We start from the raw sequence: 25,915 nt of genomic DNA, 5'->3' as shown, positions 1-25,915 counted from the left end.
CAGAAACCGGAGCGTCTGAAATGGCCCGCTTTTTCATCGACCGCCCCGTCTTTGCCTGGGTCATCTCGATCCTGATCATGGGTATCGGCGCACTGGCGATCCAGCTATTGCCGGTGGCGCAGTATCCGCAGATCGCACCGCCCTCGGTCAAGGTCAGCGCCACCTATCCTGGCGCCTCGGCCGACACCGTGGCAAACACCGTCACCCAGGTCGTCGAACAGCAGATGACCGGGCTTGACGGGTTGCGTTACCTGTCGTCCAGTTCCACATCGTCGGGACGGGCCGAGATCACGCTGACATTCGAGACCGGAACCGACCCGGACATCGCGCAGGTCCAGGTTCAGAACAAGCTGAGCCAGGCCACGCCGCTGCTGCCGGAAATCGTTCAGCGTCAGGGGCTGCAGGTCGAAAAATCATCGGCTGGCTTCCTGATGGTGGTTGGTCTGATTTCCAGCGACGGCAAGCTCGAACAGGTCGATCTGGCCGACTACATGGTCTCGAACCTCGTGGACGAGCTGAGCCGCATCCAGGGCGTGGGGTCGGTCAACGTCTTTGGCGGGCAATACGCGATGCGGATCTGGCTCGATCCGGCCAAGCTGGCCGCGTTCAAGCTGTCGCCGGCTGACGTGGTCGCCTCGGTATCGGCGCAGAACGCCCAGATCACCGCCGGTTCGTTCGGCGCCCGCCCCGCCAGCGAGGGCCAGCAACTGAACGCCACGATCACCGCGCAGTCGCTGCTCAGAACGCCCGAGGATTTTCGCCAGATCGTCCTGCGCGCCGAAACCGATGGCGGGCTGGTTCTGCTGGACGATGTCGCCCGGGTCGAGATCGGCGCCGAGAACTATGCCACCATCGCCCGGTTCAACGGCAACCCGGCCGCGGGCATGGCCATCAGCCTGGCCCCCGGCGCCAACGCACTGAACACCGCCCAGGTGGTCAAGGACCGGATGGCGGATTTCGCGCGCTTCTTCCCCGAGGGGGTCGAATACGTGATCCCCTACGACACCACGCCTTTTATCGAGATCTCGATCAAGGAGGTGGTCAAGACCCTGTTCGAGGCCATCGTTCTGGTCTTTCTGGTGATGCTCTTGTTCCTGCAGAACCTGCGCGCCACGCTGATCCCCACGCTGGCGGTGCCGGTGGTTCTGCTGGGCACCTTCGCCGTGCTGGCCGTGGCCGGTTTTACCATCAACACCCTGACGATGCTGGCCATGGTGCTGGCGATCGGTCTGCTGGTCGATGACGCGATCGTCGTGGTCGAGAACGTCGAACGCATCATGGAGGAAGAGGGTCTTTCGCCACGCGAGGCCACCCACAAATCGATGGGCCAGATCACCGGCGCGCTGATTGGCATCGCCATGGTGCTGTCGGCGGTGTTCGTGCCGATGGCGTTCTTTCCCGGCTCGACCGGTGTAATCTATCGACAATTCGCCATCGCCATCGTCTCGGCCATGGTGCTGTCGGTGGTCGTCGCGCTGACCCTGACACCGGCGTTGTGCGCCTCGCTGCTCAAGCCCAAGACCGTGCAGACGCGGCGCGGCCCGTTCGGCTGGTTCAACCGCTTCTTCGCCGGGCTGACCAACGGCTATACCGGCACCGTCCGCTGGAGCGTGCGCCGCCCCTTCCGCGTCGTGGCCATCTACCTGATGCTTGCGGCCGCGATGGCGTTCCTGTTCGTCCGGACCCCGACCGGCTTTCTGCCAGACGAGGACCAGGGCATTCTCTTCACCCTGATACAGGCGCCCACCGGCTCTACCGCCGAGCGGACGCGGGAGACTGTAAAGCAGGTCGAAAACTATTACCTCACCCAGGAAGAGGGCATGGTAAAGTCGATGTTCAGCGTCGTCGGATTCAGCTTTTCCGGCCAGGGGCAGAACATGGGCATCGCCTTTGTCAAGCTCGAGGACTGGGACAAGCGCCCCCTGCCCCAGCAAAGCGTTCAGGCGCTGGCGGGCCGGGCATTCGGCGCCTTCATGGGAATCCGGGATGCGATGGTTTTTCCGGTGGTGCCGCCTTCGGTGATCGAACTGGGCAACGTCTCGGGCTTTGATTTCTTCCTGCAGGCGCGCGGCGGTCAGAGCCACGCCGACCTGCTGACGGCCCGCAACCAGCTGCTGGGGATGGCATCCCAAAGCCCCCTGATCGGCTCTGTCCGCCCCAGCGGGCTGGAGGACGCAGCGCAGTTCAATCTCGATATCGACTGGCGCAAGGCCGGCGCGATGGGGCTGACCCCGACCGATGTCGGCAACCTGCTCCAGGTCGCCTGGGCCGGCACCTATGTGAACGACTTTATCGACCAGGGCCGCATCAAGCGCGTCTACGTCCAGGGCGAGGCCGATGACCGCGCCACACCATCGGACATCGACAAATGGCGCGTGCGCAACGCAAACGGCGGGCTGGTCCCGTTCTCCAACTTCGCCGAAGGCAGTTGGGAATACGGCGCCCAGGGGCTTTACCGTTACAACGGCACGCCCTCGATGCAGATCCAGGGCTCGCCTGCCCCCGGCGTCACCTCTGGCGAGGCGATGGCCGAGATAGAACGCCTGGCGGCCCAACTCGGCCCCGGCTACGACGTGGCCTGGACCGGGCTTTCGCTGGAGGAGCGCGACTCCAGCAACCAGGCACCGCTGCTCTACGCGCTGTCGCTGGCGGTGGTGTTCCTGTCCCTCGCCGCACTGTATGAAAGCTGGTCAATCCCGTTCGCCGTGATGCTGGCGATGCCCATCGGCGTGCTGGGCGCGCTGCTGGGCGCCTGGCTGGGCGGGTTCGAGAACGGCGTCTTCTTTCAGGTCGGCCTGCTGACGGTGATCGGGCTGACCGGCAAGAACGCGATCCTGATCGTGGAATTCGCCCGCGAACGCCACGAGGCGGGCGAACGGGTGATCGACGCGGTGATTACCGCCGCGCGTCAGCGTTTCCGGCCCATCGTCATGACGTCGATGGCGTTCTCTCTGGGCGTTCTGCCGCTGGTGCTGAGCACCGGCGCGGGCTCTGGCGGGCGAAACGCGATCGGCTCTGGCGTGCTGGGCGGGACGATCTCGGCCACGGTGCTGGGCACGATCTTTGTTCCGCTCTTCTTCATGATCGTCACCCGGCTCTTTCGTATCGGCACCGGCACCAAGCACTAGATCGCACGTGTCGGCAACCGCGTCAGGGTGACGAACGGACTATTCCCAGGCGCCCGCCCTGCGTCATTCTGACTGACGTCCAAACGGCGAATATCGGGCCACCCGGTCTTGGCGGTCCGACGTCTCTGGATTAGGTGCTCTGCGTCTGGCAACACCCGCGCCCCGGTTTTTGACGGCAATATGGTGACACGGACATTTCATAACTTGCGGCCGGCATTTCGGTCAGCAACGCGGGGTCGTCCGGCCTTCGGCGTGTCCGTTCGCCAGCCAGGCACACCCATAGGACAGAATTTAGGAGATGGGATGAACCAGATTGACGAGAAACTGCAGCCGATCCTGAATGTGGTACTGCAACGCAACGCCGGCGAGGCCGAGTTTCACCAGGCAGTGAGGGAGGTTCTGGAAAGCCTCGGCCACGTGGTGGCCAAGCACCCCGGCTATGCCGAAGACGCGCTGATCGAACGGATATGCGAACCCGAACGCCAGATCATCTTTCGCGTGCCGTGGATCGACGACAACGGGCAGGTGCAGATCAACCGCGGTTTCCGCGTGCAGTTCAACTCGGCGCTGGGTCCCTACAAGGGCGGCATCCGCTTTCACCCCTCCGTCAACCTGGGCATCGTCAAGTTTCTGGGTTTCGAGCAGATATTCAAGAACGCCCTCACCGGCCTGCCGATCGGCGGCGGCAAGGGTGGGTCGGACTTCGATCCGCGCGGGCGCTCGGACCGCGAGATCATGCGCTTTTGCCAGTCCTTCATGATCGAATTGCACCGCCATGTGGGTGAATACACGGACGTTCCGGCCGGTGATATCGGCGTGGGCGGGCGCGAGATCGGCTACATGTTCGGCATGTATAAACGCCTGACCAACCGCTACGAGGCCGCCGTTCTGACCGGCAAGGCGCTGGTCCACGGCGGTTCGCGCGCCCGCACAGAGGCAACGGGTTATGGCACCGCCTATTTCGTCCAGCGGATGCTGAGCACCCGGTCAGAAAGCTTTGAAGGGCGCCGCGTCGTCGTTTCGGGCACGGGCAACGTCGCCATCTACGCCATGGAAAAGGCACTGGAGTTCGGCGCAAAGATCGTCGCCTGTTCCGATTCCAACGGCTATGTCGTCGATGAAAACGGCATCGACCTGGACCTGGTCAAGCAGATCAAGGAGGTCCGGCGCGCGCGCATTTCCGAATACGCCCAGCTAAAGGGGAAAGGCGCGCACTACATCGACGGCGGCTCCATCTGGGATGTCCCCTGCGAGGTGGCACTGCCCTGCGCGACCCAGAACGAGCTGTCCGGAAGGGATGCGAAAGCCCTGATCAAGAACGGCGTTGTTGCCGTGGGCGAGGGCGCGAACATGCCCTCTACCCCCGAGGCCGTGCAGGCATTTCGCGAGGCCGGCACACTATTTGCGCCCGGCAAGGCGGCGAATGCCGGCGGCGTGGCCACCTCGGCGCTGGAAATGCAGCAAAACGCCTCTCGCGACAGCTGGACCTTTGAGCGGACGGAAGAGCGGCTGGCCGAGATCATGGACGGCATCCATGACCGCTGCGCCAGAACAGCCGAGGAATACGGCGCCCCCGGGGATTATGTCCTTGGGGCCAACATCACCGGCTTCGTGCGCGTGGCCGAGGCGATGCGCGCCCTCGGCGTGGTCTGAACGACATGACCGGCGGCAGCGCGCGCCTTTGGCATGCCGCGCCTTACCATCTTTCGCCCTATCTGGCTGCCGCAGGCCATCCGCAATGTCCTGCCGACGCTGGGGGGCGAAACGATCCTGCAGTTAAAGGCGACCCCGCTGGTGGCGACAATCACCGTGGTCGAGATCTATTCGGTCTCACCACGCGTGCGCTCGGATACCTTCATCGTCTACGAGCCGCTGTTGCTGCTGGCGCTGGTCTATATGGTCATCGCCGGGGTGATCGCGCTGATCTTTCGCCGGTTCGAACGGCAGGTTCCGGGCAACTGACACACGCACGCCCCCGTCAGGCCGAGGCCAGCAGCCAGTCATGCACCAGCTTGGCCCGCTCTGACGCGTGCGGGTGCAGCTTGACATAAAAGTCCTCGACCGTTTCCACCTCGTCGGGCAAGAGCGGCACCAGTTGCCCGTTGTCGATATAGTTGTGCGTCAGCCCGACCCAGCCCAGCACCGCGCCCATATCGTCACGCGCCGCCTGCAGGGCGATGACGTAGTTGTTGACGCGGTGGCTGCTGTTCACGGGCCCATCATGCCCCCGCACGCGAAACCAGCCGGGCCAGTCGGTCCAGCCGGTGACGCCGGAATCGAAATGGATCAGCGGCAGCGCCGCAAGTTCGGCGGCATCCGACACCGGATGCGCGCGGGCGAAGCGCGGGCTGCCCAGCGCCATGATCCGGTCGTGAAACAGCACGCTGCACCCGCCGCTGTCGCGCGCCATATCGCCGTAATGGATGCTGAGATCGCAATCCGCCGGCACCTGCCCGCCCGTGTCGCTGACGATCTGCGCCACCGAAACGTCGCCATGCGCCTTCCAGAACTGGGCCAGCTTGGGCGTCAGCCACAGCGAACTGACCGCCGTCGTCACCCCGATCGTGACCGAGGCGCGGTTCGACCGCTTGCGCAGCTGATCGACCGCGTCGCCCATCGCCTCGAAACCCCGCTGCAGCGCCACCAGCAGATAGGCCCCGGTTTCGGTCAGCTCGACCCCGCGGTGATTGCGGTGAAACAGCAGGCAGCGCAGCTCTGTCTCCAGCGCCTTGACCTGGTGGCTGATCGCGGCGGGGGTGACGTTCAACTCGCGCGCGGCGGCCTTGAAGCCGACATGCCGGGCAGCGGCCTCGAACGCCACGAGCGCGCTCATCGGGGGCAGGCCATAGGGACGTTGGGGCAAGCTGACCTCACTACAAGTCGCTCATGATGTCGGTTTCAGCGCTTTATTGTCGTCATAGTGCATTTTTGTGCATTAGTTCTTCTAATCCATCATGAATTTTTTGGCAATTGCGAAACCGCCCTTCGCGCGGGATCGTGCCCCATTCGCGGTCACCGCGCCGCCGGAAACCACGGGCCAGGACCCGCCCCTGAAAGGACCCCGCCGATGTCGGAAATCCAGACGGCCCAGCGCGCCGCCCGCCGCACCCGCCGGGGCCGGACCCGGGGCATGCGCAGCGCCGCACCCGGTCAGAACACACATCTGCGCGTGCCCTTCATCACCCGCAAGATCCCACCCTACGACCTGCTGGGCGAAGACGCACTGGACCGGATCGAGGCCGCCGCCGACCGCATGCTTGCCGAGATCGGGATCGAGCTGCGCGAGGATGCCGAGGCGATGCGCCTTTACCGCGACGCCGGGGCCGAGGTGCGCCCGGCATCGGGCGAGGCGTGGAACATCCGGTTTGAACCCGGCATGCTGCGCGAGATCCTGCGCACCGCGCCGGCCCGCTTTACCCAATGCGCACGCAATCCCGCCAACAATGTCGAAATCGGCGGCGATGCGATGGTGTTCGCGCCCGCCTACGGATCGCCCTTCGTGATGGATCTCGACAAGGGGCGCCGTTACGGCACCATCGAGGATTTCCAGAACCTGGTGAAACTGGCGCAATCCTCGCCCTGGCTGCATCATTCCGGCGGCACCATCTGCGAACCCACCGACGTGGCGGTGAACAAACGCCACCTCGACATGGTCTATGCCCATATGCGCTATTCCGACCGCGCCTTTCTGGGCTCGATCACCGCGCCCGAACGCGCCGCCGACAGCATCGAGATGTGCCGCATCCTGTTCGGGGCGGATTTCGTCGACCAGAATTGCGTGATCATGGGCAATTTCAACACCACCTCGCCGCTGGTCCTGGACGGGGTCACCACCGCCGGCATCCGCACCTATGCCGGGGCGGGACAGGGCTCTATCCACCTGCCGTTCCTGCTGGGCGGCGCGGTGTCGCCGCTGACAATGGCCGGATCGGTGGCGCAATGCCTGGCGGAATCGATGGCCTCGGCCGCGCTGACGCAGCTGGTCCGCCCCGGCGCACCGGCGATCCTGGCGGGGTTCCTGTCGTCGATGTCGCTGCGTTCGGGCAGCCCGACATTCGGCACGCCCGAACCGGCGCTGGGGTCGCTGGTGATGGGCCAACTGGCGCGGCGGCTGCAGTTGCCGCTGCGCTGCGCGGGCAATTTCAGCACCTCCAAACGGCCCGACGGGCAGGCAATGCAACAGGCGATGATGTCGATGATGTCGGCCATCCAGGGCGGGGCGAACTATATCCTGCACACCGCCGGTTTCCTCGACGGGCTGCTGTCGATGTCCTACGAGAAATTCGTGATGGATTGCGACATGGCCGGGGCGCTGCACGCCTACCTGGCGGGGATCGAGGTCAACGACGACACGCTCGGCATCGAGGCGCTGGCGCAGAACGGACCGGGCGAGCACCTGTTCGGCACCGATCACACCCTGCGCCATTATCAAACCGCCTATTGGGACAGCGCACTGAATGACGATCAGCCCTATGAAACATGGGAAGAACAGGGCAGCATCGACAGTGCCAGACGCGCCAACGCGCGGTGGAAGGGTATTCTGGCCGCCTATGAGGCGCCGCCGATGAATGAGGCCACCGACGAGGCGTTGAAGGATTTTATCGCCCGCAAAAAGGCCGGCATGCCCGACGCCTGGTACTGAGCAAGACTTGAGCAAGGTAGAAAGAGAATGTCCAACGACCCCCTGTTGCAGCCCTATCAGCTGAAACACCTGACGCTGCGCAACCGGATCATGACCACCTCGCACGAACCCGCCTACCCCGAGGACGGGATGCCGAAAGAGCGTTACGCCGCCTATCACGCCGAGCGGGCGCGCGCCGGTGTGGCGCTGGCGATGACGGCAGGATCGGCCGCCGTCAGCCGTGACAGCCCGCCGGTGTTCAACAACATCCTGGCCTACAAGGACGAGGTCGTGCCGTGGATCAGGAACCTGACCGACGCCTGCCACGAACACGGCTGCGCAGTGATGATCCAGCTGACCCACCTGGGCCGGCGCACCGGCTGGTCCAAGGGCGACTGGCTGCCCTCTGTAAGCTCGACTAGGCACCGCGAACCGGCGCACAAGGCGTTTCCAAAGCTGGCCGAGGATTGGGATATCGAACGCATCATCGCCGACTTTGCAGATGCCACCGAGCGGATGAAAGAGGGCGGCATGGACGGGATAGAGCTGCAGGTCTACGGCCATCTGCTTGACCAGTTCTGGTCGCCGCTGACCAACGACCTTGACGGGCCCTATGGCGGCCAGACCCTCGACTCCCGGATGCGGCTTGTCTGGGATGTTCTGAAAGGCATCCGCAAACGCGTGGGCGACGATTTCATCGTCGGGCTGCGCTATACGGCGGACGAGGCAAAGGCTGGCGGCATCACCCCCGAAGAGGGGCTGGAGATCTCAAAACGCCTGGCCGATAGCGGCATGATCGATTTCCTCAACGTGATACGGGGCCGCATCCATACCGACCCGGCGATGACCGATGTCATCCCCGTGCAGGGGATGAAGACCGCGCCGCATCTGGATTTCGCCGGTGAGGTGAAAAAGGCCACCGGCATGCCCACCTTCCACGCCGCGCGCATCCCCGACGTCGCCACCGCCCGCCACGCCATCGCGGCGGGGCTTCTGGACATGGTCGGCATGACCCGGGCGCACATGGCCGACCCGCGTATCGTGCGCAAGATCATCGAGGGACGCGAGGACGACATCCGCCCCTGCGTCGGCGCCACCTTCTGCCTTGACCGCATCTATGCGGCGGGCGAGGCACTGTGCATCCACAACCCGGCCACGGGGCGCGAGCAGTCGATGCCCCACCAGATCACCCCGGCACCCGACAGCAAGCGCGTGGTGGTGGTCGGCGCAGGCCCCGCGGGGCTGGAGGCCGCGCGCGTCGCCGCCGAACGCGGGCACAAGGTCACCATGTTCGAGGCCCAGCCCGACCCCGGCGGACAAGTGCGGCTGACCGCGCTCAACCCGCGCCGGCGCGAGATGATCGGCATCATCGACTGGCGCATGGCGCAGTGCGCCGCCCGCGATGTCGAGTTCCGCTTTAACACCTGGGCCGAGGCCGATGATGTCGCCGCGCTGGACCCGGACGTGGTGATCGTGGCCACCGGCGGGCTGCCCAATACCGAGCTCTTTGAGACCGGGCAGGAACACCCGCTGGTCGTCACCGCGTGGGATCTGATCTCGGGCGACGTGAAGCCGGGCGAGAACGTGCTGATCTACGACGAAAGCGGCGATCATCCGGGCCTGATGGCGGCAGAGGTGGCCGCAGATGCCGGCGCCAGCGTTGAGGTGATGACCCCCGACCGCAGCTTTGCGCCCGACATCATGGCGATGAACCTGGTGCCCTACATGCGCGCACTGCAGCACAAGGACGTGACCTTTACCGTCACCCGCCGCCTGCGCGACGTGGTACGCGACGGCAACCTGCTCAAGGCGGTGATCGGCACCGACTACAGCGATTTCACCTCGGAAAAGCACTATGACCAAGTGGTGGTCAACTACGGCACCATGCCGCTGGCGGACCTCTATTTCGAGCTCAAGCCGCAATCGCTGAACGGCGGTGCGGTCGATTACGACGCGCTGATCGCCGGCCGCCCGCAAGAGGTGGTACGCAACGCGCAGGGCAAGTTCCGCCTTTACCGGATCGGCGACGCGGTAAGCGCCCGCAACACCCATGCCGCGATCTATGACGCGCTGCGGCTGGTGAAGGATATCTGAGCGCCAGCACCCCCGCGAGGCCGGCCTCGTGCCGGCCCTGTCAGGACAGGTGCATCAGCCCCATGCCGGGAAAGGCCGCCAGCGCCTGTTCCATCGCCGTGCGGTCATCCATCACGCAGAACGCGGTGCTCAGCGCATCGGCCAGTGCCGCGCTCGGCCCGGTCACGCTGACAAGACGCCAGCGCGCCCCGGTGGGCCGACCGGTGGCCGGGTTCAGGATATGCCCCGGCCCGGTGCCGCCCAGCCGCATCCCCGCGGGCGCCGAGGTGGCCAGCGCCGCATCGCGCAGCCCCGCCCGGCCCAGCACGTCCCCATCCGGCGCCTGCAGCGTCACAGGCCAGTCGCCGCCGCCCGGATGCCCGCCCAGCGCGTGCAATTCGCCGGTATCGACCATCACCTCGCTCAGCCCCTCGCGGCGCAGCATCGCCGCCACCCGGTCGGCGATATAGCCCTGCGCGATCCCGTTGAGCGTCAGCGCCATGCCGGGGCGCGCCAGCCGCACAGAACCGCTGTCGAACGCGACGCCCTGCCAGCCGACCAGCGCGCGGGCCTGTTCGATCCCTTCGGGGTCGGGCGCGCCATTGGTCAGTTGCCGCGCATGGGCCCGCCAGAGCGGCTGCACCGTCGGGTCGAACGCCCCGCCGGTGGCGCGATGCACCCGGCCGCACAGGCCAAGGCATTCCAGCAGTTCAAAGGGCGGCGCGGGCAGGTGCCCGTCGCGGTTCAGCGCAACAAGGGCGGTATCCTCGCGGTAAAGGCTGAACACTGTCTCAAGCCTGTGCAGTTCGGCAAAGACGCGTTCGGCGATGGTTTCGGCATCCGGATGGGACAGGGTCAGCGTGACGTGTGCGCCCAGCGCGGTTTCGCGCCATTGCGTTACCCCGGCGGCGGCAGAGGCCCCCGGCGCAAACACCCCGGCACAGGCTGCGATGGTCAGAAAGCGGCGGCGAGAGAGCGGTTGCATCTCAGTTGATCCTTTCCTCGGACAGCGCCCTGAGGCGCATCTTGAACTCGTCGGCGTCGCCCTCGTCCCCCGCGGTCTGGGGGGCCAGAACGGCGGCGTCGGGGATGTCATCCAGCCCGACCACTTGCCCGCCATGAGCAGCGGCAAAGCGTTCGGCGGCGGGGCGGTCGGCAAAGGGCACCACCTCGGGCGCGCCCATGCCGCCCGCACGGCCCGACTCGATGACATAGTGCGCGGTCTCGGCCAGGGTCCAGTTGTCGCGCCCGGGGGCGTCCCAGCTTGGCGCGCTACCCATGTCGCTGACATAGACGGCGGCGATGGTGTGGCTTTGTTCGGGCATACGCAGATAGGCCACGGCGTCGCGCACCTGCGAAAAGAACAGCGGCGTGCCCGCCAGCCCGTCCAAGTGTACCTGTGCCTTGGGCCCGGGATGTTCCAGCAGGTTCATCTGGCAGAAATGGCCGACGGCGACCTCGGTCATCGTCACCGCCTGAGGTTTTTCCGCCGCTTCCTGCTGGCACGCCACCAGCAGGGCCATACAGAGCGGGACAAGGATGCGTTTCATGGCGTCACCTTTCGGAATATCAGCACCGAGGCCAGCAGCGCCGCCAGCGGCCAAACCACCAGCGACACCAGCGCCTGCACGGGCGGGATCGCGCCCGCCGCGCCGCCGATGCCAGCAGCGGCGGCCGTCGCCTCGGACGCGGCCAGGTTGAACAGGCGAAAGGCGTCGGCGGGGTTCAGCACCAACAGCCAGGGGAACAGTTCGGTCGTGAACCAGCCGCCATCGTCGGCCACGACCGCCGCCAGCAGGCCCAGGTCGTACAGCACGATCATCACCAGCCACAGCCCGATGGCCAGCCCCGCCGCCCCCGATGGCCGTCGCGACAGACCAGACAGCGCATAGCCCAGGCACAGGAACGCCGCCCCCAGCAGCACCGCCGTCCACATCAGCCGCCACAGGGCCGGCAGACCGGCCAGCGCATCCGCATCGGTCGCCACCGCCGCCACTGCAGCGCTGCCATAGCCCGCCGCCACGGCGACCGACAAAACCCCCAGATGCGCCAGCAGCTTGCCGAGGATCAGCTCGGCCCGCGAAACCGGGTAGGTCAGCACCAAGGGCAGCGTTCCGCGCTCGACCTCGCCGGCGATGCCGTCAAACGACATCAAGAGCGCCACAAGTGGCACGAGGTAAACCGACAGCGAAGTCAGGCTCGCCACCGTCACCGACAGCCGGTCCGCGCCCAGCGCGCCAGAGGGCGCCGACCCCGCCGCCGCCAGCACCAGCGAAAAGACCACCATCATCGCCACGGCGATGGTGACCCAGCGATTGCGCAGCGCGATCAGGAACTCGGTCTGTGCGGTGGCCAGTATCCGGCTCATTGCCCGTCCCTCCGGCTGAAGTGGCTGTAGATGTCTTCCAGGCTGGGCGGGATCACGTCGATATCCGCCACGATCCCGCCGAGCGCGGTAATGCGCGACAGCGTCGCCAGCTTGGCGTCGGGCGCACAATCCAGGTACACCCCGGTGCCGTTCATCCGCCCCTGCGGCAGTGCCTCGGCCAGGCGCGCGCCCTGCCCCTCGCGCGGGACAACATGCAGCGCCACGGGCAGCGCCGCCTGGCGGCGCAGATCGGTCAGGCTGCCTTGTGTCACCAGCCGCCCGCCCGACAGGATCACCAGCCGGTCGGTGCGCGCCTCGACCTCGGTCAGGGCATGGCTCGACAACAGGATTGACGCGCCATCGGCGGCCAGATCATCCAGCAGCGTGTAAAAATCGCGCCGTGACACCGGGTCCAGCCCGCTGGTGGGCTCGTCCAGCACCAAAAGGCGCGGCCGCCCGATCAGCGCCTGTGCCAGTCCGACACGCTGGCGCATCCCCTTGGAATAGGTGCCGATCCGCCGCTTGCCCGCATCCGCCAGCCCCACCCGCGCCAGCAGGTCGGGCGCCAACTGCGCGGGCTCGCCGCGAAGGCGCAGGTAATGACGGATCTGTTCCAGCCCGGTCAGCGCCGGGTGAAAAGCCACGTTTTCCGGCAGATAGGCCACACCCGCGCGCGCTGCCGCCGAACCGGGCCGCGCGCCCAGCACGCGCACCTCGCCGCTGTCATAGGGGATCAGCCCCAGCACGATCTTCATCAGCGTCGACTTGCCGGCGCCGTTATGGCCCAGCAACGCCACGCGTTCGCCCGCGCCGACGGACAGCGTCACGTCGTGCAGCGCCTTTGTGTCCTGATAGCTCTTAGTGAGCCGTGAGAGGGTCAAACTCTGTGTCATCTGTCTTTCCGTCGCGCCATTTTCCGGCGCCTTGCCGGGCCAGGTCGCGGATATCTGCGGGAATGTCGATCTCGACCGGGGTCATCAGCGGGTGGCTGTCCACCACCCCGCCCGGCAGCGTGGCGGGGAAACTGGACTGCGACCAGCGGATCAGCTGCACCGCCGGCGCACCCACCAACAAGGCCGCAGCCGGCTGCGACCACAGGATATGGTCCATCAAATCGTTGGGGCGAAACGGGCTGTCGGCCTGTCCGTCGCCATCCAGGTCAAAGGCGGCATGATCGGACCAATAGTTGCCGGTGCCGTCAAAGCTCCATTCCACATCGGTCGTGCCGACATATTTCACCTGGGTACGGTTGCCGACAAAGGCGTTTCCGGTCAGCGCGTTGCGGTCCGACCCGGCGGTAAAATGGATACCGATATCGCAGCCCTCGAACCGGTTGCCAACAATCAGGTTGCGGTGGGCGTTATAGATAAAGGTGCATTTCTCGGCCCCGCCCCAGACCAGGTTGCCGCGCAGGTCCGAACTGTTGGCATAGTTCAGCATCAACCCGTGATCGCGGTCATGAAGCGACAGGTTGTCGAGCACCTTGAGCCGGTCGGAATACATCAGGGCATAGCCCAAGTGATTGCCGATCGAGATGTTGCCGGACACCTCGCTGTCATGGGCGTACATGTAATGGACGGCAAAGCGCAGATCGCGAAACAGGTTATCGGCAAAGACGTTCCGGCGCGAAGTGTTGACGAAAATGCCGTCGCGGCCATAGCGGATGTCGTTGCCTATCACCTGCGCGCCCGGCGCGTTCCAGACATAGACACCGTTGCCGCGCGCATTCATCCGACGATCCTGGCGGCCGACGATCACGTTGCCGCGCACAATGCTGTCATCGGCGCCGTGTATGTCGACGCCGTAGAGGTTGCCAAGGATGCGGTTGCCCTCGATCACCGCGCGGCGGGCGGTCTTGGTCAGCTGCACACCGGAATCGATGGTCTGGTGATCGCTGCCAGATCCGGTGATGGTCAGCCCGCGCACGGTTATGTCGGCCCCGGTGACGGTAACGACCGACCCGGTGCCGTCGCCCTCAATCGTTGCGTGCCCCTTGCCGTCAATCGTGATCGGCCGGGCCAGCGTCACCGGGCCGGCATGGCGACCCGGTGACAGGATCAGCACGTCGCCGGGGTCGGCCCCGGCAACGGCGGTTTGCAGCGCCCCGTTTTCTGCCGGCACGGCCAGCATCCCCGCCCACGCCATCGGCGCGGCGGCAATCGCCAGAACGAGCAGCAGAAAACGCGACAGCATGGTTCAGACGCCTTTCGGCCTGACCAGCATCCGGCCACGCATTTCCATATGCAGCGCGTGGCAGAACCACTGGCAATAGTACCAATAGACGCCGGGCTTGGCGGCGGTGAAGGTCACCGACGCGGTCGCCTGTGGCCCGACCTCCATCGCCACGCCGTGGTTGTTCAGCGTGAACCCGTGGGTAAGGTCGTCGATGTCGTCGAGGTTGGTCACGATCACCGTCACCTCGTCGCCTTCGGTCACCTCGAACTTTTCGAGCGAAAAGGTCGGCGCGACGCTGGTCATGTAGACCCTGACCTTGTTGCCGTCGCGGATCACCTCTTCGTTCCAGTCGTCGATATCGACGCCATCGGCCTCGGCCTGGCGGCGGGTATCGGCCCACATCGGGTCGTTGCGATCCCACACGTTGACCGGATTGACGATGTCGCGGCGGACCAGCACCACGTCATGCGGCTCGGCAAAGGTCGGGCCGTCATGCACCACCTTCATGTCATCGGTCGAGATGTCGATGATCTGCTCGTTCTCGGGCTTGAGCGGGCCGACATTGAGGAACCGGTCCTTCGAGAACTTGTTGAGCGAGATCAGCCAGCGGCCATCGGCCTCTTTCGTTTCGCCCATGGTGGTGTGGTTGTGACCAGGCTGATAGTGCACATCGACCTTGCTGACGATCGGGTCGACATCTTCGCCCGCATAGGCGCGCACGGCCTTGTCGAGGTCCCATTTCACCATCTGGCTGTCCAGGAACAGCGTGGTATAGGCCATCCCCTTGCCGTCGAACGCGGTGTGAAGCGGCCCGAGGCCCAGCTCGGGTTCGGCCACCACGGCGGAACGCGGATCGGCGTCTTCCTCGAACAGCGCGTCCATCTTGGTCACGTCCAGCACCGAACAGGTCGGCGACAGCTTGCCGTTCACGACCACATAACGCTGGTCGGGCGCGGTGTTGATGCCGTGCGGGCTGTTGGGGATGGGCACGTAGCGGGTGTATTTCTTGTTCTGGCCCTTGCGCCCGTCGATCACCTTGACGCCGTTCAGTTCCTGGTAGTCGCCGGCCTCGATCCCCTTTTCGATTTCCTTGAGGTTGAAGATGACGACATGGTCCATCTCGTTCTCGGTCATCTCGGCCAGGTTCATACCCATTTCCGAGTTGTAGGAGGTCGAAAAGGCGTATTTGCCCTGATAGTCGCAATCGGTGTTGTCGAGGTTGCCCGACACCATCACCTGCCAGGAGATTTCCATCGTGTCGCCGTCAAGCGCGGTGAAGAAGTTGACGTACTTGTCGGGCTCATCCAGCACCGAGCCATCATTGATCATCGGCGTCTCATCTTCACCATTGGCAAAGACATAGCCGGTGCGCGGGAATTTCTGCGGGCGCAGGCCGTGGATCGCCTTGGCGTTGGGGATTTCGACGATCTTGTCGCATTTCATGACGTCGCAGCGCACCCGTGCAACGCGGGTGTTGGCCTTGTCGTTCATGAACAGATAGCGCCCGTCATAGGTGCCGTCGGTGAACGACATGTGCGGATGGTGCAGGTCGCCGTTGTCGTGGACACGCTTGCCGTTTGCGTTCAGGAACGCCTTGGTTTCGGGCAGCATGCCCTCCTCAAAGATTTTCAGGCTTTCGTTGGTCTGCCCCCAGCCCGTGGCCGAGCAGCGGTTGAATACCGGAACCCGCATCAGTTCGCGCATGGACGGAAAGCCCAGAATGCGCATCTCGCCGGTCTGGCCCGACGACCAGAAGCCGTAATATTCATCCAGCTCGCCCGGGGCCAGGTTGATGCCATCGCCGGCAGCATGGGCCGCGGTCGTGCTTGCCGCCGTGGCCGCAACGCCTGCGGCGCCACCCATCAGCGCCAGCCGCGCGCCGCTCGCACCACCCAGCAAGGCTGCGCCACCGGCAGTCGCGCCCAGCATGGCGCGGCGACTGAGACCGGTTTTCGGTGTCTTGTCAGACATTTGTCTTCTCCTTTTGGTTGGGATGATTGGTGATGACACGGTCAAGATCGGCGGCGCCTCGTGCGGCGCTCTTGCGCCGCTTGTTGCGGCGGATCACGACCGGACATTTGGTTTCCGACTGGTACAGAACCTGGCAATGCAGGCAGTTCACGCACTCGTTCGGGTTGATCTCGCCGGTCGGGTGGATGGCCTGGACCGGGCATTCATGGGCGCAGGTCTGGCAGGGGTTGCCACAGTCGCGGTACCGTTTGAGCCAGTCGAACATGCGCATCCGCGCCGGGATCGCCAGCGCCCCGCCCAGCGGGCACAGATAGCGGCAATAGAACCGTTCAACGAACAGCCCGGCGATCAGCAGCGCCGCGACATAGGCGACAAACGGCCAGGCGCGCATGAATTTCAGCACGATGGCGGTCTTGAACGGCTCGATCTCGGCCAGGTGCTCGGCCTGTTCGAGCGAGGTCAGAGAGACCCCGAACAGACCAAGGAAGATCATGTATTTCACCGGCCACAGCCGTTCGTGCAGGCCCCAGGGCAGGGTCCATTGCGGAATGCCCAGCCAGCGCCCGAAACGGTTGGTCAGTTCCTGCAGCGCGCCGAAGGGACACAGCCACCCGCAATAGGCCCCCCGCCCCCAGAAAATCAGCGACGCCGCCACCGCGAACCACAGGATAAAGGTCAGCGGATCAAGCAGGAACGCCTGCCAGCTGAAATCGGTGGTCAGCGCGGCAAACAATGCCAGCACGTTGACGACCGACAGTTGCGCGTTGGTGTACCAACCCAGGAACACCAGCGTGACGGTCAGGAACGACATCCGGAACCAGAAGGTCACCTTTTCTGACTGTGTCAGCACGCCCTGGAAAAAGAACGCCGCCGTCAGCACCAGCAGCATCAGGGACAGCCCGGCGATCTCGACCGTCTTGTCCTTCCAGATGCGTTTCCACAGCGCCGCCTGGGCTGCGCTTTCTTCCTGGTCGGCGACGGCGCGTGCCTCGGCGGTTTCGGCCGGGGGCGCCGCAGCCGGCAGTGGGCGCAGGTACTGGTCGGGCAGACGATAGCCCATCTCGAAGGTGGTAAAGACCCGCTCGATCGCCGCTACGTCACGCTGCACCAGCAGTTGCAGGCGGAAGGGTTCGGTCGGGTCGAACCCGGAATCGGCCGGGATGCGGAACAGATCGAGCTCGCTGAAATCCGGCGCGCCCTCGGCGGCGATGGCGCCCAGCCGGCGGTGCATGCGGTCACGGAAGCGCACCGACACATCGCCCTGGATCAGAACGATCCGGTCGAAGATGCCGCCGCGCACATAGCCCGACCCCTTGAAGGAATACATCCCCCTACCAGCGATCATGATGGCGTGATCGCCCTCTTCCAGCCAGCCCTGCATGTTGGCGTGTTCCGCCGGGCCGAGCAGCGCCTCGCCCACCGCCGGGACCGAAACCAGCCCCATGTACATCTCGATGAAATTGGTGTCGGCGGGGTCCTTGATCGGGCGCTTGGCGGCGCGCGGGTCATCGACCGCCTCGAATGCGGCGTTGATCTGCCCCACGTCCAGCGACAGCCGCCGCAGGGTGCCGTCACCCTCCAGCGTCATCCAGTCGCCGGCGGCCTGCGCATCGGGGTTGATCTCGAATTTCGGCCCGGTGTCGGCCTCGGGCGCGCTCAGCCCGCCCAGCCCCAGCCGGCGCGCCACCTTGAGCCCGGCCCGAACGATGGAGTCGTCGATCACCATGATGGTGACGGTGGCCCCGGCGATGATCTTCAGATCATGCGTCGTGCCGCCCGAAGTCGCCTCTGCCACCAGGTCGAGCCCGGCATAGTCGGCGGCCAGCGCCTGGATCTTTCTGTCGGGGATGCCGATCAGCACGATCGGCTCGGAATGCTTGACCAGCTTGACACCGCGCACCACCGCCGCGTCATCGACCGCGACCATGGTGTGAATGGGTTTGCCGGAATAGCCGGTGGTGCCCACGTAATCCGAGGTGATGAAGGCCCAGCCGATGCGCTCGCCCCCCTTGAGCAGCGGCGCGACGGGTACGTCATCGCGCACCGGGCCAAAGGCATCCGCCCCCTCGACCAAGTCTGCGGCGGCGACCTCGGATATGTACTGGGCCAAAACCGACCCCGCCTGTGCCCGTACCGGCTGGGCCATGAGCACGGCAAGCGCCGCCAGGCTGGCCACGACCAACAGGAGGATCAGAAACGTCGTTATATGGGAATGAACGGTTTTCGGGCGCGGCGTCGCGGTCTGGGTGCAGGTCGGACGCGGCGATTCGAAGGCGAGCGAAGCGGATACGGGGGGGAGTACGGATACGACCATGTCTTTCAGTTCTCTTTCGGGGGGCCGCGGGCACGTTTCCACGGGCGCGAAATTCCCATGTGCCGCGACTCTTCGATTCGGGGTGACAGGTGGCGGGCGACCTGGCCCGGCTCTGCCACGTGCGGGGGCAGAGCGGTCAGAGCGTCGCAATGCAGCGTGCAGACCGGGCAGTCGCGGCAATCATAAAGCGGCGCCTGTTCGACCGGCTGGCCGGTCTTGTCCACAAGGACCGTCGTCGCACCGCCATCGGTGCAGATAACCATCGAGATCAGCCCCGGCTGACCGGTCTTGGCAAGCACACCTGCGGTGCTGCCCAGAATCAGGGCAAACGACAGCATCATGCCAAAAAGGATATCTAACCGGGTGCGGATCATGCCTGCGATCTAGCTGAACTCGGCCCGAGAATAATTGACCGAGGTCAAGCCTGAACAAATCAAGTGTAAAAAACTTATCTTTTCCCGCTGCACCTGATCGTGACCTATTCGGCCGCCGATTTCAATGTGCTCATCAGGTGGTGAAATTTCTCGCCCTGCACCGCGACATGGCGGCGGATCGCATCGGACGCGGCCAGTGCATCGCCCGCCTCCAGCGCAGCGACAATCGCCTCATGTTCGGCCATGGATTGCCGCAGACGCCCGCGCAGGCGCAGTTGCAGCCGCCGGAACGGCGTCAGCCGGCGAAACAGGCGCTTGCATTCCTTTTCCAGGAACCCATTGCCGGAATGGCGGTAGAGGATGGCGTGAAAGCGTTCGTTTTCATAATAATAGCCATCGGTATCATGCGCCTCGACCGCGCGCTGGCAGCGTACGTTGACGGCACGCATCTCGGCCAGCGCGGCATCCGTGATCCGCGACGCGGCCAGCCGGGCGCAGACCGATTCCAGCTCGGCCATCACCTCGAACATTTCGACCAGTTCGACCGGGCCGGGCTGACGGACAAAGACACCCCGGCGCGGGATCTGCTCGACCAGCCCCGACAGGGCCAGCCGCTGCAGCGCCTCGCGCAGCGGCGTGCGCGACACCGAAAACCGTTCGGCAAGCTGGACCTCGTCCAAGCGTTCGCCATCGACGAACGTACCCTCGAGGATCATGCCCTCAAGCGCCTCGGCAATGGTATCGGAGCGTTTGCGTTCCATGCCCGCTTGTATACAGAAAACGATTTACTCAAACAAGAGATCGTCTTTTGTATACAAAAATATTGACCCAAACCGCAGAATCTGCGATTTGCTGAGCGATGCGCCCGTAGCCGGGCCATTTCAACGGGAGGAAACAGCATGAAATTCACAGCATCACTGGCCCTGGCGGCCCTAGCCGCCTTCAGCATCGGCGCCGAGGCCAAGGAACTGCGCGTCTCGCACCAATGGTCCGAGGCCGATGTCCGCCACAAGGTCGCCCAGATCGTCGCCGACGAAGTCGCCGCCGCCGATGTCGGGCTGGAAATCACGATTTTTCCCAGCCAGTCGCTGTTCAAAGCGCGCGAGCAGTACAAACCCCTGTCGCGCGGCCAGGTCGACATGACGGTGTTCCCGCTGTCCTATGCCGGCGGCTTGCGCAACGCCTACAACCTGACCCTGATGCCGGGGCTGGTAAAAAACCACGATCACGCCGCGCGCCTCAACGAATCGGCCTTCATGGAAGAGATCGAAAAGATCATGGCCGAGGATGACGTGATGGTGCTGGTGCACGGCTACCTGGCCGGTGGCTTTGCCGGCAAGGATAAGTGCCTCACCGCGCCCGAGGATGTCGCCGGGCTGCAGATGCGCGCCGCCGGCAAGGCGTTCGAGCAGATGCTTGCGGGCGCAGGCGCCTCGATCGCGTCGATGGCATCTTCGGAGCTCTATAACGCCATGCAGACCGGCGTGCTGGACGCCGCCAACACCTCGTCCTCGTCCTTCGTCAGCTACCGCATCTACGAACAGGTGGCCTGCTATACACCTGCCGGCGATTTCGCGCTGTGGTTCATGTATCAGCCGATGCTGATGAACAAGTCGGTGTTCGAAGGCCTGACCGAGGAACAACAGCAGGCCCTGCTGGACGCCGCCGCCAAGGCCGAGGCGTACTATCTCGAAGAGGCCAAGAAACAGGACGGCAACTCACGCGACGTCTTTGCCGAGAACGGCGTCGAGATCGCCGACATGACCCAGGAAGAGTTCGACGCCTGGCGCGCCCTTGCCAAGGAAACGTCCTATAAGGCGTTCCTCGAAGGGTCGCCCGACGGTCAACGCCTGCTCGACCTGGCGCTTTCGGTCGAATAAAAGGTCACGGTCCGGGGGCGGCCCGCCGCCCCCGGCACCTCCGCCAACCAACTGACAACGGAAGGCGCCAAAATGTCCGGTACGTCCCACGCCACCGCATCCGCCCGCCACGGCGGCAATCCGATTCTGCACGCGATTGGGCTGCTCAGCCAGATTGCTGGCATCGCCGCCGCGCTGCTGATCATGGCATCGGTCGCCGTCACCTGCCAGATGATCTTTATCCGCTTTGTTCTGAACGGCTCGACCATCTGGCAGACCGAAGGCGTCACCTTCATGATGATCGCCGCCACCATGCTGGGGCTGCCCTATGTCCAGTACACCCGCGGGCATGTGAACGTCGATCTGCTGCCCTTGATGCTGCCGGCGGGGGCACGCAAGGTGCTGGCCCTGCTGGTGTTGCTGCTCACGCTGGCGGTCACGGCCATGATGCTGTGGCACGGCTATCATTTCTGGTACGAGGCATGGGATTGGGGCGAGACATCGAATTCGCCCTGGAACCCCAAGCTGTGGGTGCCCTACCTGGCGCTGCCGCTGGGCTTTGGCCTTTATGCGCTGCAGCTTGCCGCCGACCTCTATGCCGCCGCCCGCGGGATCGAACCACCCTTCGGCTTTGACCCCGACGCCGGCCTGACCGACGCGCTTGCCGAAAGGGCCGACTGATGGATGCGCTGACACTTGGCCTGCTGGTCGCCATCGTCACCATTGCGGTGCTGTTTTCGGGCATCTCGGTCGCGGCCGGGCTGCTGGTGGTCTCGGCCGGTTTCCTGATCGTATTTGACGGCATCGCGTCGCTGGGGCTGATGCCGGAGGTGTTCTTTGGCAAACTCGACAATTTCGCGCTGCTGTCGATCCCGATGTTCATCATCATGGGCGCGGCCATCGCCTCGACCCGGGCGGGCGCCGACCTGTACGAGGCGCTGGAACGCTGGCTGACCCGCGTGCCCGGCGGGCTGGTGGTGTCGAACCTGGGCGCCTGCGCGCTGTTTTCCGCGATGAGCGGATCAAGCCCCGCCACCTGCGCCGCCATCGGCAAGATGGGCATCCCCGAGATGCGCAAGCGCGGCTATCCCGACAGCGTCGCCGCCGGGTCCATCGCGGCCGGGGGAACGCTGGGCATCCTGATCCCGCCATCGGTCACCATGATCGTCTATGGCATTGCCACCGAAACCTCTATCGGGCGGCTGTTCCTGGCCGGGGTCGTGCCGGGGCTGATGCTGGTGGTGCTGTTCATGGCCTGGTCGCTCTATTCGACATGGGCCTCGGGTGACGCGCATGTGCTGCGGGCGGGCAACTACAGCTGGCGCGAGAAATTCGAGATCCTGCCGCGGGTGCTGCCGTTTCTGGCGATCATTCTGGGCGTGCTTTACGCCATGTATGGCGGCATCGCCACGCCGTCTGAAACGGCGGCCGTCGGGGCGCTGTTGTGCCTGCTGATCGCGATGATCATCTATAGCCTGTGGAGCCCCCGCCAGATCTGGCAGATCCTGCGCGACAGCACCCGGGAATCGGTGATGATCTTGTTCATCATCGGCGCGGCGGGCGTGTTCAGCTACATGATGTCGTCGCTGTTCATCACCCAGTCCATCGCCGAATGGATCGGCTCGCTTGATGTCAACCGCTGGGTGCTGATGGGGATGATCAACCTCTTCCTGCTGGTCGCCGGCTTTTTCCTGCCGCCCGTCGCCGTGATCCTGATGGCCGCCCCGATCCTGATGCCGATCATCAGCTCGGCCGGGTTCGATCCGATCTGGTTCGCGGTGGTGCTGACCATCAACATGGAAATCGGGCTGATCTCGCCGCCGGTGGGGCTGAACCTCTATGTGATCAACGGCATCGCGCCCGATATCAAGCTCAAGACGATCCTTGTCGGCTCGCTACCCTATGTCGCCTGCATGATCCTGGGGATCGTGCTGTTGTGCCTCTTTCCCGATATTGCGCTGTGGCTGCCCGACCTGGTCATGGGAGCGGCCAAGTGACACGTCTGGCCGACCTTCTTTCGACGGTGTTCGAGCGCCGTTATGGCGCCCGTGGCCGCGGGCGCGCGGATACGCGCCCGATGCCGGAACTGGCGGCCGAACTGATCGGAACCCAGGGCGAGGTATCGGGTCAGGCGTTGGCGCGCACCATCCTTGACCGTTTCGAGACGCTCGACGATGACGGCAAGCTGGAATTCTTTCACCACCTCGCCGGCGAGATGACGATAAACCCCAAGCAGGTGCGCACCGCGCTGAACGCCTACGAGGCGGGCCAGACCAAAGCCAGCTATGGTGCCTTTCTGGCCGCGGCCGAACCGCCTCGCCAGGAACTGATCCGCCGCCTGAACCAGGTGCCGGGCGCCACCCATGCGCTGGTCGAGATGCGCGCCGACCTGCTGCGCCTGGGGCGTGGCGAGGATGCGCTGATGGCGCTGGACCTCGACTTTCGCCACCTTTTCGCCAGCTGGTTCAACCGCGGCTTTCTGGTGCTGCGCCCGATCAGCTGGGAAAGCCCGGCCCATATCCTGGAAAAGATCATCGCCTACGAGGCGGTCCACGCCATCCACAGCTGGGAGGATCTGCGCCGCCGCGTCGAACCCGCCGACCGGCGCTGTTTCGCCTTCTTCCACCCCGCGATGCCGGACGAACCGCTGATCTTTGTCGAGGTGGCGCTGACCCGCGGCACGCCGGGGTCTGTGCAGGCGCTGCTGGCCCAGGACCGCGAGGTGTTGGACGAGGAAAAGACCGACACCGCCGTTTTCTATTCCATCTCCAACTGCCAGGCGGGGCTGGCCAGTATCTCGTTCGGCAATTCGCTGATCAAGCAGGTCGCGGCCGATCTGTCGATCGAACTGCCGGGGCTCAAGACATTCGTCACGCTGTCGCCCATTCCCGGGCTCACCGCATGGCTGCGCGACGAAGAGCTGGATCACGTCCCCGAAGACGATGCGCAGATGCGCGCGCTTGCCGCGCTTTACCTGCTGCGCGCCAAGCGCGACAATGGCGAGCCGCTGGACCCTGTCGCGCGCTTTCATCTGGGCAACGGCGCATCGGTCCATCAGGTCCATGCCCGTGCCGACACCTCGCCCAACGGGCTGAGGCAATCGGCAGGGGTCATGGTCAACTATCTTTACGACCTCTCGAAGGTCACGCAAAATCACGAACGCTTTGCCGCGTCGAGCCAGGTCGCCGCCTCTTCCGAGGTGCGCGCACTGGCTGCCGCCGCAGACAAGGCAAGAGCATAGGAGCAGCAGATGGCGAATGCCCTTTACGACGCGCTCTTCGCGCCCCATGCCGGGAGCGAAGCCCCCTTTCTGCACCTGGTCGATGGCAACACCATCACCTATGCCGATTTCCTGGCCCAGGCCGCGCGCATGGCCCATGCTTTGGTCGCAGCGGGGCTGACCCCTGGCGACCGGCTGGCGGCGCAGGTCGAAAAATCGCCGCAGGCACTGGCGCTCTATGCCGCCTGCGCGCAGGCAGGGGTGATCTTTTTACCGCTCAACACCGGCTATACCGGCGACGAGCTGCGCTATTTCGTCGAAAACAGCGGCGCACGGATGCTGGTCTGCGACCCTGCCCGAACTGGAACGCTTGCCCCCGTGGCCGAGGCGAACGGCGCAAAACTGCTGACACTGGACGCCGCCGGTCAGGGCACCCTGGCCGATGCCGCGCAGGCGATGCCCGGCGAATTCACCACCGTGGCGCGCGCCCCCGAAGATCTGGCTGCGTTTCTGTATACCTCTGGCACGACGGGCCGTTCCAAGGGGGCGATGCTAAGCCACGCCAACCTTTTGTCGAATGCCCGGACACTGGCCGAGATCTGGCGCTTTTCCGCGCAGGACGTGCTGCTGCACGCGCTGCCGATCTTTCACACCCACGGGCTGTTCGTGGCGACGAACGTGATCCTCGCGGTCGGCGGCTCGATGATCTTCCTGCCCAAGTTCGACCTGGATACGGTGATCGAGCGGATGCCCGAGGCCACCACGATGATGGGCGTTCCGACCTTTTATACCCGGCTTCTGGACGACCCGCGCCTGACGCGCGACCTGGCCGGACACATGCGGTTGTTCGTGTCGGGCAGCGCGCCGCTTTTGGCCGAAACCCATATCCGTTTCGAAGAGCGGACCGGGCATCGCATCCTCGAACGCTACGGCATGACCGAAACCAACATGAACACCTCGAACCCCTATGACGGCGAACGCCGCCCCGGCACCGTCGGCCTGCCCCTGCCCGGGGTCGAGGTCAAGGTGACCGACCCGGATACCGGCGCCACACTGCCGCAAGGCGAGGTCGGCCAGGTCGAGGTGCGCGGACCAAATGTCTTTCAGGGATACTGGCAGATGCCCGAAAAGACCGCCGCCGAACTGCGCGAGGACGGGTTTTTCATCACCGGCGACCTGGGATGTTTAGACGAGGACGGCTATCTGCAGATCGTCGGGCGCGGCAAGGACCTGATCATCTCGGGCGGCTTCAACATCTATCCCAAGGAAATCGAGCTGGTGATCGACGACCAACCCGGCGTGCTGGAATCGGCCGTGATCGGGGTGCCGCACCCCGATTTCGGCGAAACCCCGGTGGCGGTGATCGTGCCCGAGCCGAGCGCCCGGCCCGACCTCGACGCGATTGCCGAGGCTGCCAGCACGGCACTGGCGCGGTTCAAGCAGCCCCGCGCGTACCGGACCATCGACGAGTTGCCCCGCAACACCATGGGAAAAGTGCAAAAAAACATCCTGCGTGATCGCTACAAGGACATGTTCACCGCCGGCTGACACCCGCGCACATGGTCACCCCCCGCCCAATAAAACGGCGGACCGCAACCGCCGGTTTTCCTGTCCGGTGCCCGGTTTGAATGATCCGTCCAATTGGTCGCGCGCGTCGGGCAGACAGGACAACATGAACAGCGCCTCCTCGCACCGCTTACCTCAAATCCGCCTGAACAGCGCCCGCGCCCCGAATTGGTCATACTCTTCAGTTTGACTTGGTGATTACCTTCGTGTGATTACCTGACAGGATTCGGTCGGTGATCACCGGGC

19 protein-coding genes and 1 pseudogene are annotated in these 25,915 nt (G+C 64.9%); 10 read left to right on the top strand and 10 right to left on the bottom strand.

Features of this window, described 5'->3' with window-relative positions; all coding sequences use genetic code 11:
• Window positions 1-20: 20 nt before the first annotated feature.
• The 3 genes and pseudogenes from DL899_RS11740 to DL899_RS11730 form a co-directional block, all read left to right on the top strand.
• Window positions 21-3,128: an efflux RND transporter permease subunit gene (locus DL899_RS11740; RefSeq protein WP_111734552.1), complete on the top strand. Its 3,108-nt coding sequence runs from the start codon at window positions 21-23 to the stop codon at window positions 3,126-3,128.
• Between the two features lie 303 nt (window positions 3,129-3,431).
• Window positions 3,432-4,781, top strand: a complete 1,350-nt coding sequence (gdhA, locus tag DL899_RS11735) for an NADP-specific glutamate dehydrogenase (protein WP_111734551.1) — start codon at window positions 3,432-3,434, stop codon at window positions 4,779-4,781.
• 15 nt (window positions 4,782-4,796) lie between these two features.
• Window positions 4,797-5,090: pseudogene (locus tag DL899_RS11730) on the top strand (ABC transporter permease subunit); the annotation flags it as partial.
• 16 nt (window positions 5,091-5,106) lie between these two features.
• On the opposite strand, the gene DL899_RS11725 reads toward DL899_RS11730, so the two are convergent.
• Window positions 5,107-5,991 (bottom strand): LysR substrate-binding domain-containing protein, encoded by an 885-nt coding sequence (locus DL899_RS11725; protein WP_111734550.1) that lies wholly within the window; start codon window positions 5,989-5,991, stop codon window positions 5,107-5,109.
• Between the two features lie 204 nt (window positions 5,992-6,195).
• Between DL899_RS11725 and DL899_RS11720 the strand changes: the two genes are divergently transcribed.
• Both DL899_RS11720 and DL899_RS11715 read left to right on the top strand, forming a co-directional pair.
• On the top strand, window positions 6,196-7,770 hold the full coding sequence (locus DL899_RS11720; RefSeq protein WP_111734549.1) for a trimethylamine methyltransferase family protein: 1,575 nt from the start codon (window positions 6,196-6,198) through the stop codon (window positions 7,768-7,770).
• A 27-nt stretch (window positions 7,771-7,797) separates the two neighbouring features.
• Window positions 7,798-9,843 carry an NADH:flavin oxidoreductase gene (locus DL899_RS11715; RefSeq protein ID WP_111734548.1) on the top strand — a complete coding sequence of 682 codons (2,046 nt, stop codon included), beginning with the start codon at window positions 7,798-7,800 and terminating at the stop codon, window positions 9,841-9,843.
• A gap of 40 nt (window positions 9,844-9,883) precedes the next feature.
• Here the strand turns inward: DL899_RS11715 and DL899_RS11710 are convergent, their stop codons facing one another.
• The 9 genes from DL899_RS11710 to DL899_RS11670 all read right to left on the bottom strand — a co-directional run bounded on the left by DL899_RS11710 (window position 9,884) and on the right by DL899_RS11670 (window position 19,785).
• Window positions 9,884-10,807: an FAD:protein FMN transferase gene (locus DL899_RS11710; RefSeq protein ID WP_111734547.1), complete on the bottom strand. Its 924-nt coding sequence runs from the start codon at window positions 10,805-10,807 to the stop codon at window positions 9,884-9,886.
• A gap of 1 nt (window position 10,808) precedes the next feature.
• Complete coding sequence (locus DL899_RS11705; RefSeq protein WP_111734546.1) at window positions 10,809-11,372, bottom strand: nitrous oxide reductase accessory protein NosL; 564 nt, start codon at window positions 11,370-11,372, stop codon at window positions 10,809-10,811.
• On the bottom strand, window positions 11,369-12,190 hold the full coding sequence (locus DL899_RS11700; RefSeq protein ID WP_111734545.1) for an ABC transporter permease: 822 nt from the start codon (window positions 12,188-12,190) through the stop codon (window positions 11,369-11,371). The genes DL899_RS11705 and DL899_RS11700 overlap by 4 nt, the downstream gene beginning before the upstream one ends.
• The gene (locus tag DL899_RS11695) at window positions 12,187-13,083 is read right to left on the bottom strand and encodes an ABC transporter ATP-binding protein (RefSeq protein WP_111734544.1); all 897 of its coding nucleotides are present in this window, start codon (window positions 13,081-13,083) and stop codon (window positions 12,187-12,189) included. Before DL899_RS11695 ends, DL899_RS11700 begins: the two co-directional genes overlap by 4 nt.
• Window positions 13,049-14,383, bottom strand: a complete 1,335-nt coding sequence (locus DL899_RS11690) for a nitrous oxide reductase family maturation protein NosD (RefSeq protein WP_111734543.1) — start codon at window positions 14,381-14,383, stop codon at window positions 13,049-13,051. Before DL899_RS11690 ends, DL899_RS11695 begins: the two co-directional genes overlap by 35 nt.
• A 3-nt stretch (window positions 14,384-14,386) precedes the next feature.
• Window positions 14,387-16,336 carry a TAT-dependent nitrous-oxide reductase gene (gene nosZ, locus DL899_RS11685; protein ID WP_111734542.1) on the bottom strand — a complete coding sequence of 650 codons (1,950 nt, stop codon included), beginning with the start codon at window positions 16,334-16,336 and terminating at the stop codon, window positions 14,387-14,389.
• On the bottom strand, window positions 16,329-18,482 hold the full coding sequence (locus tag DL899_RS11680; RefSeq protein WP_111734589.1) for a NosR/NirI family protein: 2,154 nt from the start codon (window positions 18,480-18,482) through the stop codon (window positions 16,329-16,331). The genes nosZ and DL899_RS11680 overlap by 8 nt, the downstream gene beginning before the upstream one ends.
• A gap of 173 nt (window positions 18,483-18,655) precedes the next feature.
• Window positions 18,656-19,024 carry a DUF2946 family protein gene (locus DL899_RS11675; RefSeq protein ID WP_111734541.1) on the bottom strand — a complete coding sequence of 123 codons (369 nt, stop codon included), beginning with the start codon at window positions 19,022-19,024 and terminating at the stop codon, window positions 18,656-18,658.
• A gap of 104 nt (window positions 19,025-19,128) precedes the next feature.
• Window positions 19,129-19,785 (bottom strand): GntR family transcriptional regulator, encoded by a 657-nt coding sequence (locus DL899_RS11670; RefSeq protein ID WP_111734540.1) that lies wholly within the window; start codon window positions 19,783-19,785, stop codon window positions 19,129-19,131.
• 138 nt (window positions 19,786-19,923) lie between these two features.
• Between DL899_RS11670 and dctP the strand changes: the two genes are divergently transcribed.
• From dctP to DL899_RS11645, 5 genes are all read left to right on the top strand, one after another.
• The gene (gene dctP / locus DL899_RS11665; protein WP_111734539.1) at window positions 19,924-20,904 is read left to right on the top strand and encodes a TRAP transporter substrate-binding protein DctP; all 981 of its coding nucleotides are present in this window, start codon (window positions 19,924-19,926) and stop codon (window positions 20,902-20,904) included.
• Window positions 20,905-20,976: 72 nt separating this feature from the next.
• Window positions 20,977-21,564 (top strand): TRAP transporter small permease subunit, encoded by a 588-nt coding sequence (locus tag DL899_RS11660; protein WP_111734538.1) that lies wholly within the window; start codon window positions 20,977-20,979, stop codon window positions 21,562-21,564.
• Entirely contained in the window at window positions 21,564-22,880 is a 1,317-nt protein-coding gene (locus DL899_RS11655; RefSeq protein ID WP_111734537.1) for a TRAP transporter large permease, read from the top strand. The genes DL899_RS11660 and DL899_RS11655 overlap by 1 nt, the downstream gene beginning before the upstream one ends.
• Entirely contained in the window at window positions 22,877-24,124 is a 1,248-nt protein-coding gene (locus tag DL899_RS11650) for a malonyl-CoA decarboxylase (protein WP_111734536.1), read from the top strand. Before DL899_RS11655 ends, DL899_RS11650 begins: the two co-directional genes overlap by 4 nt.
• Window positions 24,125-24,133: 9 nt before the next feature.
• Window positions 24,134-25,651 (top strand): malonate--CoA ligase, encoded by a 1,518-nt coding sequence (locus tag DL899_RS11645; protein ID WP_111734535.1) that lies wholly within the window; start codon window positions 24,134-24,136, stop codon window positions 25,649-25,651.
• Window positions 25,652-25,915: the final 264 nt, after the last annotated feature.

Source organism: Roseovarius amoyensis, from assembly GCF_003260265.1.
Classification (GTDB): Bacteria; Pseudomonadota; Alphaproteobacteria; order Rhodobacterales; family Rhodobacteraceae; genus Roseovarius; species Roseovarius amoyensis.
This window is presented reverse-complemented; position numbering and strand designations above follow the sequence as displayed.

Coding starts and splice junctions, on each gene's coding strand:
- DL899_RS11660 (WP_111734538.1), top strand. CDS start 20,977: ATGTCCGGTACGTCCCACGCCACCGCATCCGCCCGCCACGGCGGCAAT.
- DL899_RS11695 (WP_111734544.1), bottom strand. CDS start 13,083: ATGACACAGAGTTTGACCCTCTCACGGCTCACTAAGAGCTATCAGGAC.
- DL899_RS11715 (WP_111734548.1), top strand. CDS start 7,798: ATGTCCAACGACCCCCTGTTGCAGCCCTATCAGCTGAAACACCTGACG.
- nosZ (WP_111734542.1), bottom strand. CDS start 16,336: ATGTCTGACAAGACACCGAAAACCGGTCTCAGTCGCCGCGCCATGCTG.
- DL899_RS11705 (WP_111734546.1), bottom strand. CDS start 11,372: ATGAAACGCATCCTTGTCCCGCTCTGTATGGCCCTGCTGGTGGCGTGC.
- dctP (WP_111734539.1), top strand. CDS start 19,924: ATGAAATTCACAGCATCACTGGCCCTGGCGGCCCTAGCCGCCTTCAGC.
- DL899_RS11655 (WP_111734537.1), top strand. CDS start 21,564: ATGGATGCGCTGACACTTGGCCTGCTGGTCGCCATCGTCACCATTGCG.
- DL899_RS11675 (WP_111734541.1), bottom strand. CDS start 19,024: ATGATCCGCACCCGGTTAGATATCCTTTTTGGCATGATGCTGTCGTTT.
- gdhA (WP_111734551.1), top strand. CDS start 3,432: ATGAACCAGATTGACGAGAAACTGCAGCCGATCCTGAATGTGGTACTG.
- DL899_RS11645 (WP_111734535.1), top strand. CDS start 24,134: ATGGCGAATGCCCTTTACGACGCGCTCTTCGCGCCCCATGCCGGGAGC.
- DL899_RS11720 (WP_111734549.1), top strand. CDS start 6,196: ATGTCGGAAATCCAGACGGCCCAGCGCGCCGCCCGCCGCACCCGCCGG.
- DL899_RS11710 (WP_111734547.1), bottom strand. CDS start 10,807: ATGCAACCGCTCTCTCGCCGCCGCTTTCTGACCATCGCAGCCTGTGCC.
- DL899_RS11700 (WP_111734545.1), bottom strand. CDS start 12,190: ATGAGCCGGATACTGGCCACCGCACAGACCGAGTTCCTGATCGCGCTG.
- DL899_RS11690 (WP_111734543.1), bottom strand. CDS start 14,383: ATGCTGTCGCGTTTTCTGCTGCTCGTTCTGGCGATTGCCGCCGCGCCG.
- DL899_RS11740 (WP_111734552.1), top strand. CDS start 21: ATGGCCCGCTTTTTCATCGACCGCCCCGTCTTTGCCTGGGTCATCTCG.
- DL899_RS11670 (WP_111734540.1), bottom strand. CDS start 19,785: ATGGAACGCAAACGCTCCGATACCATTGCCGAGGCGCTTGAGGGCATG.
- DL899_RS11680 (WP_111734589.1), bottom strand. CDS start 18,482: ATGGCCCAGCCGGTACGGGCACAGGCGGGGTCGGTTTTGGCCCAGTAC.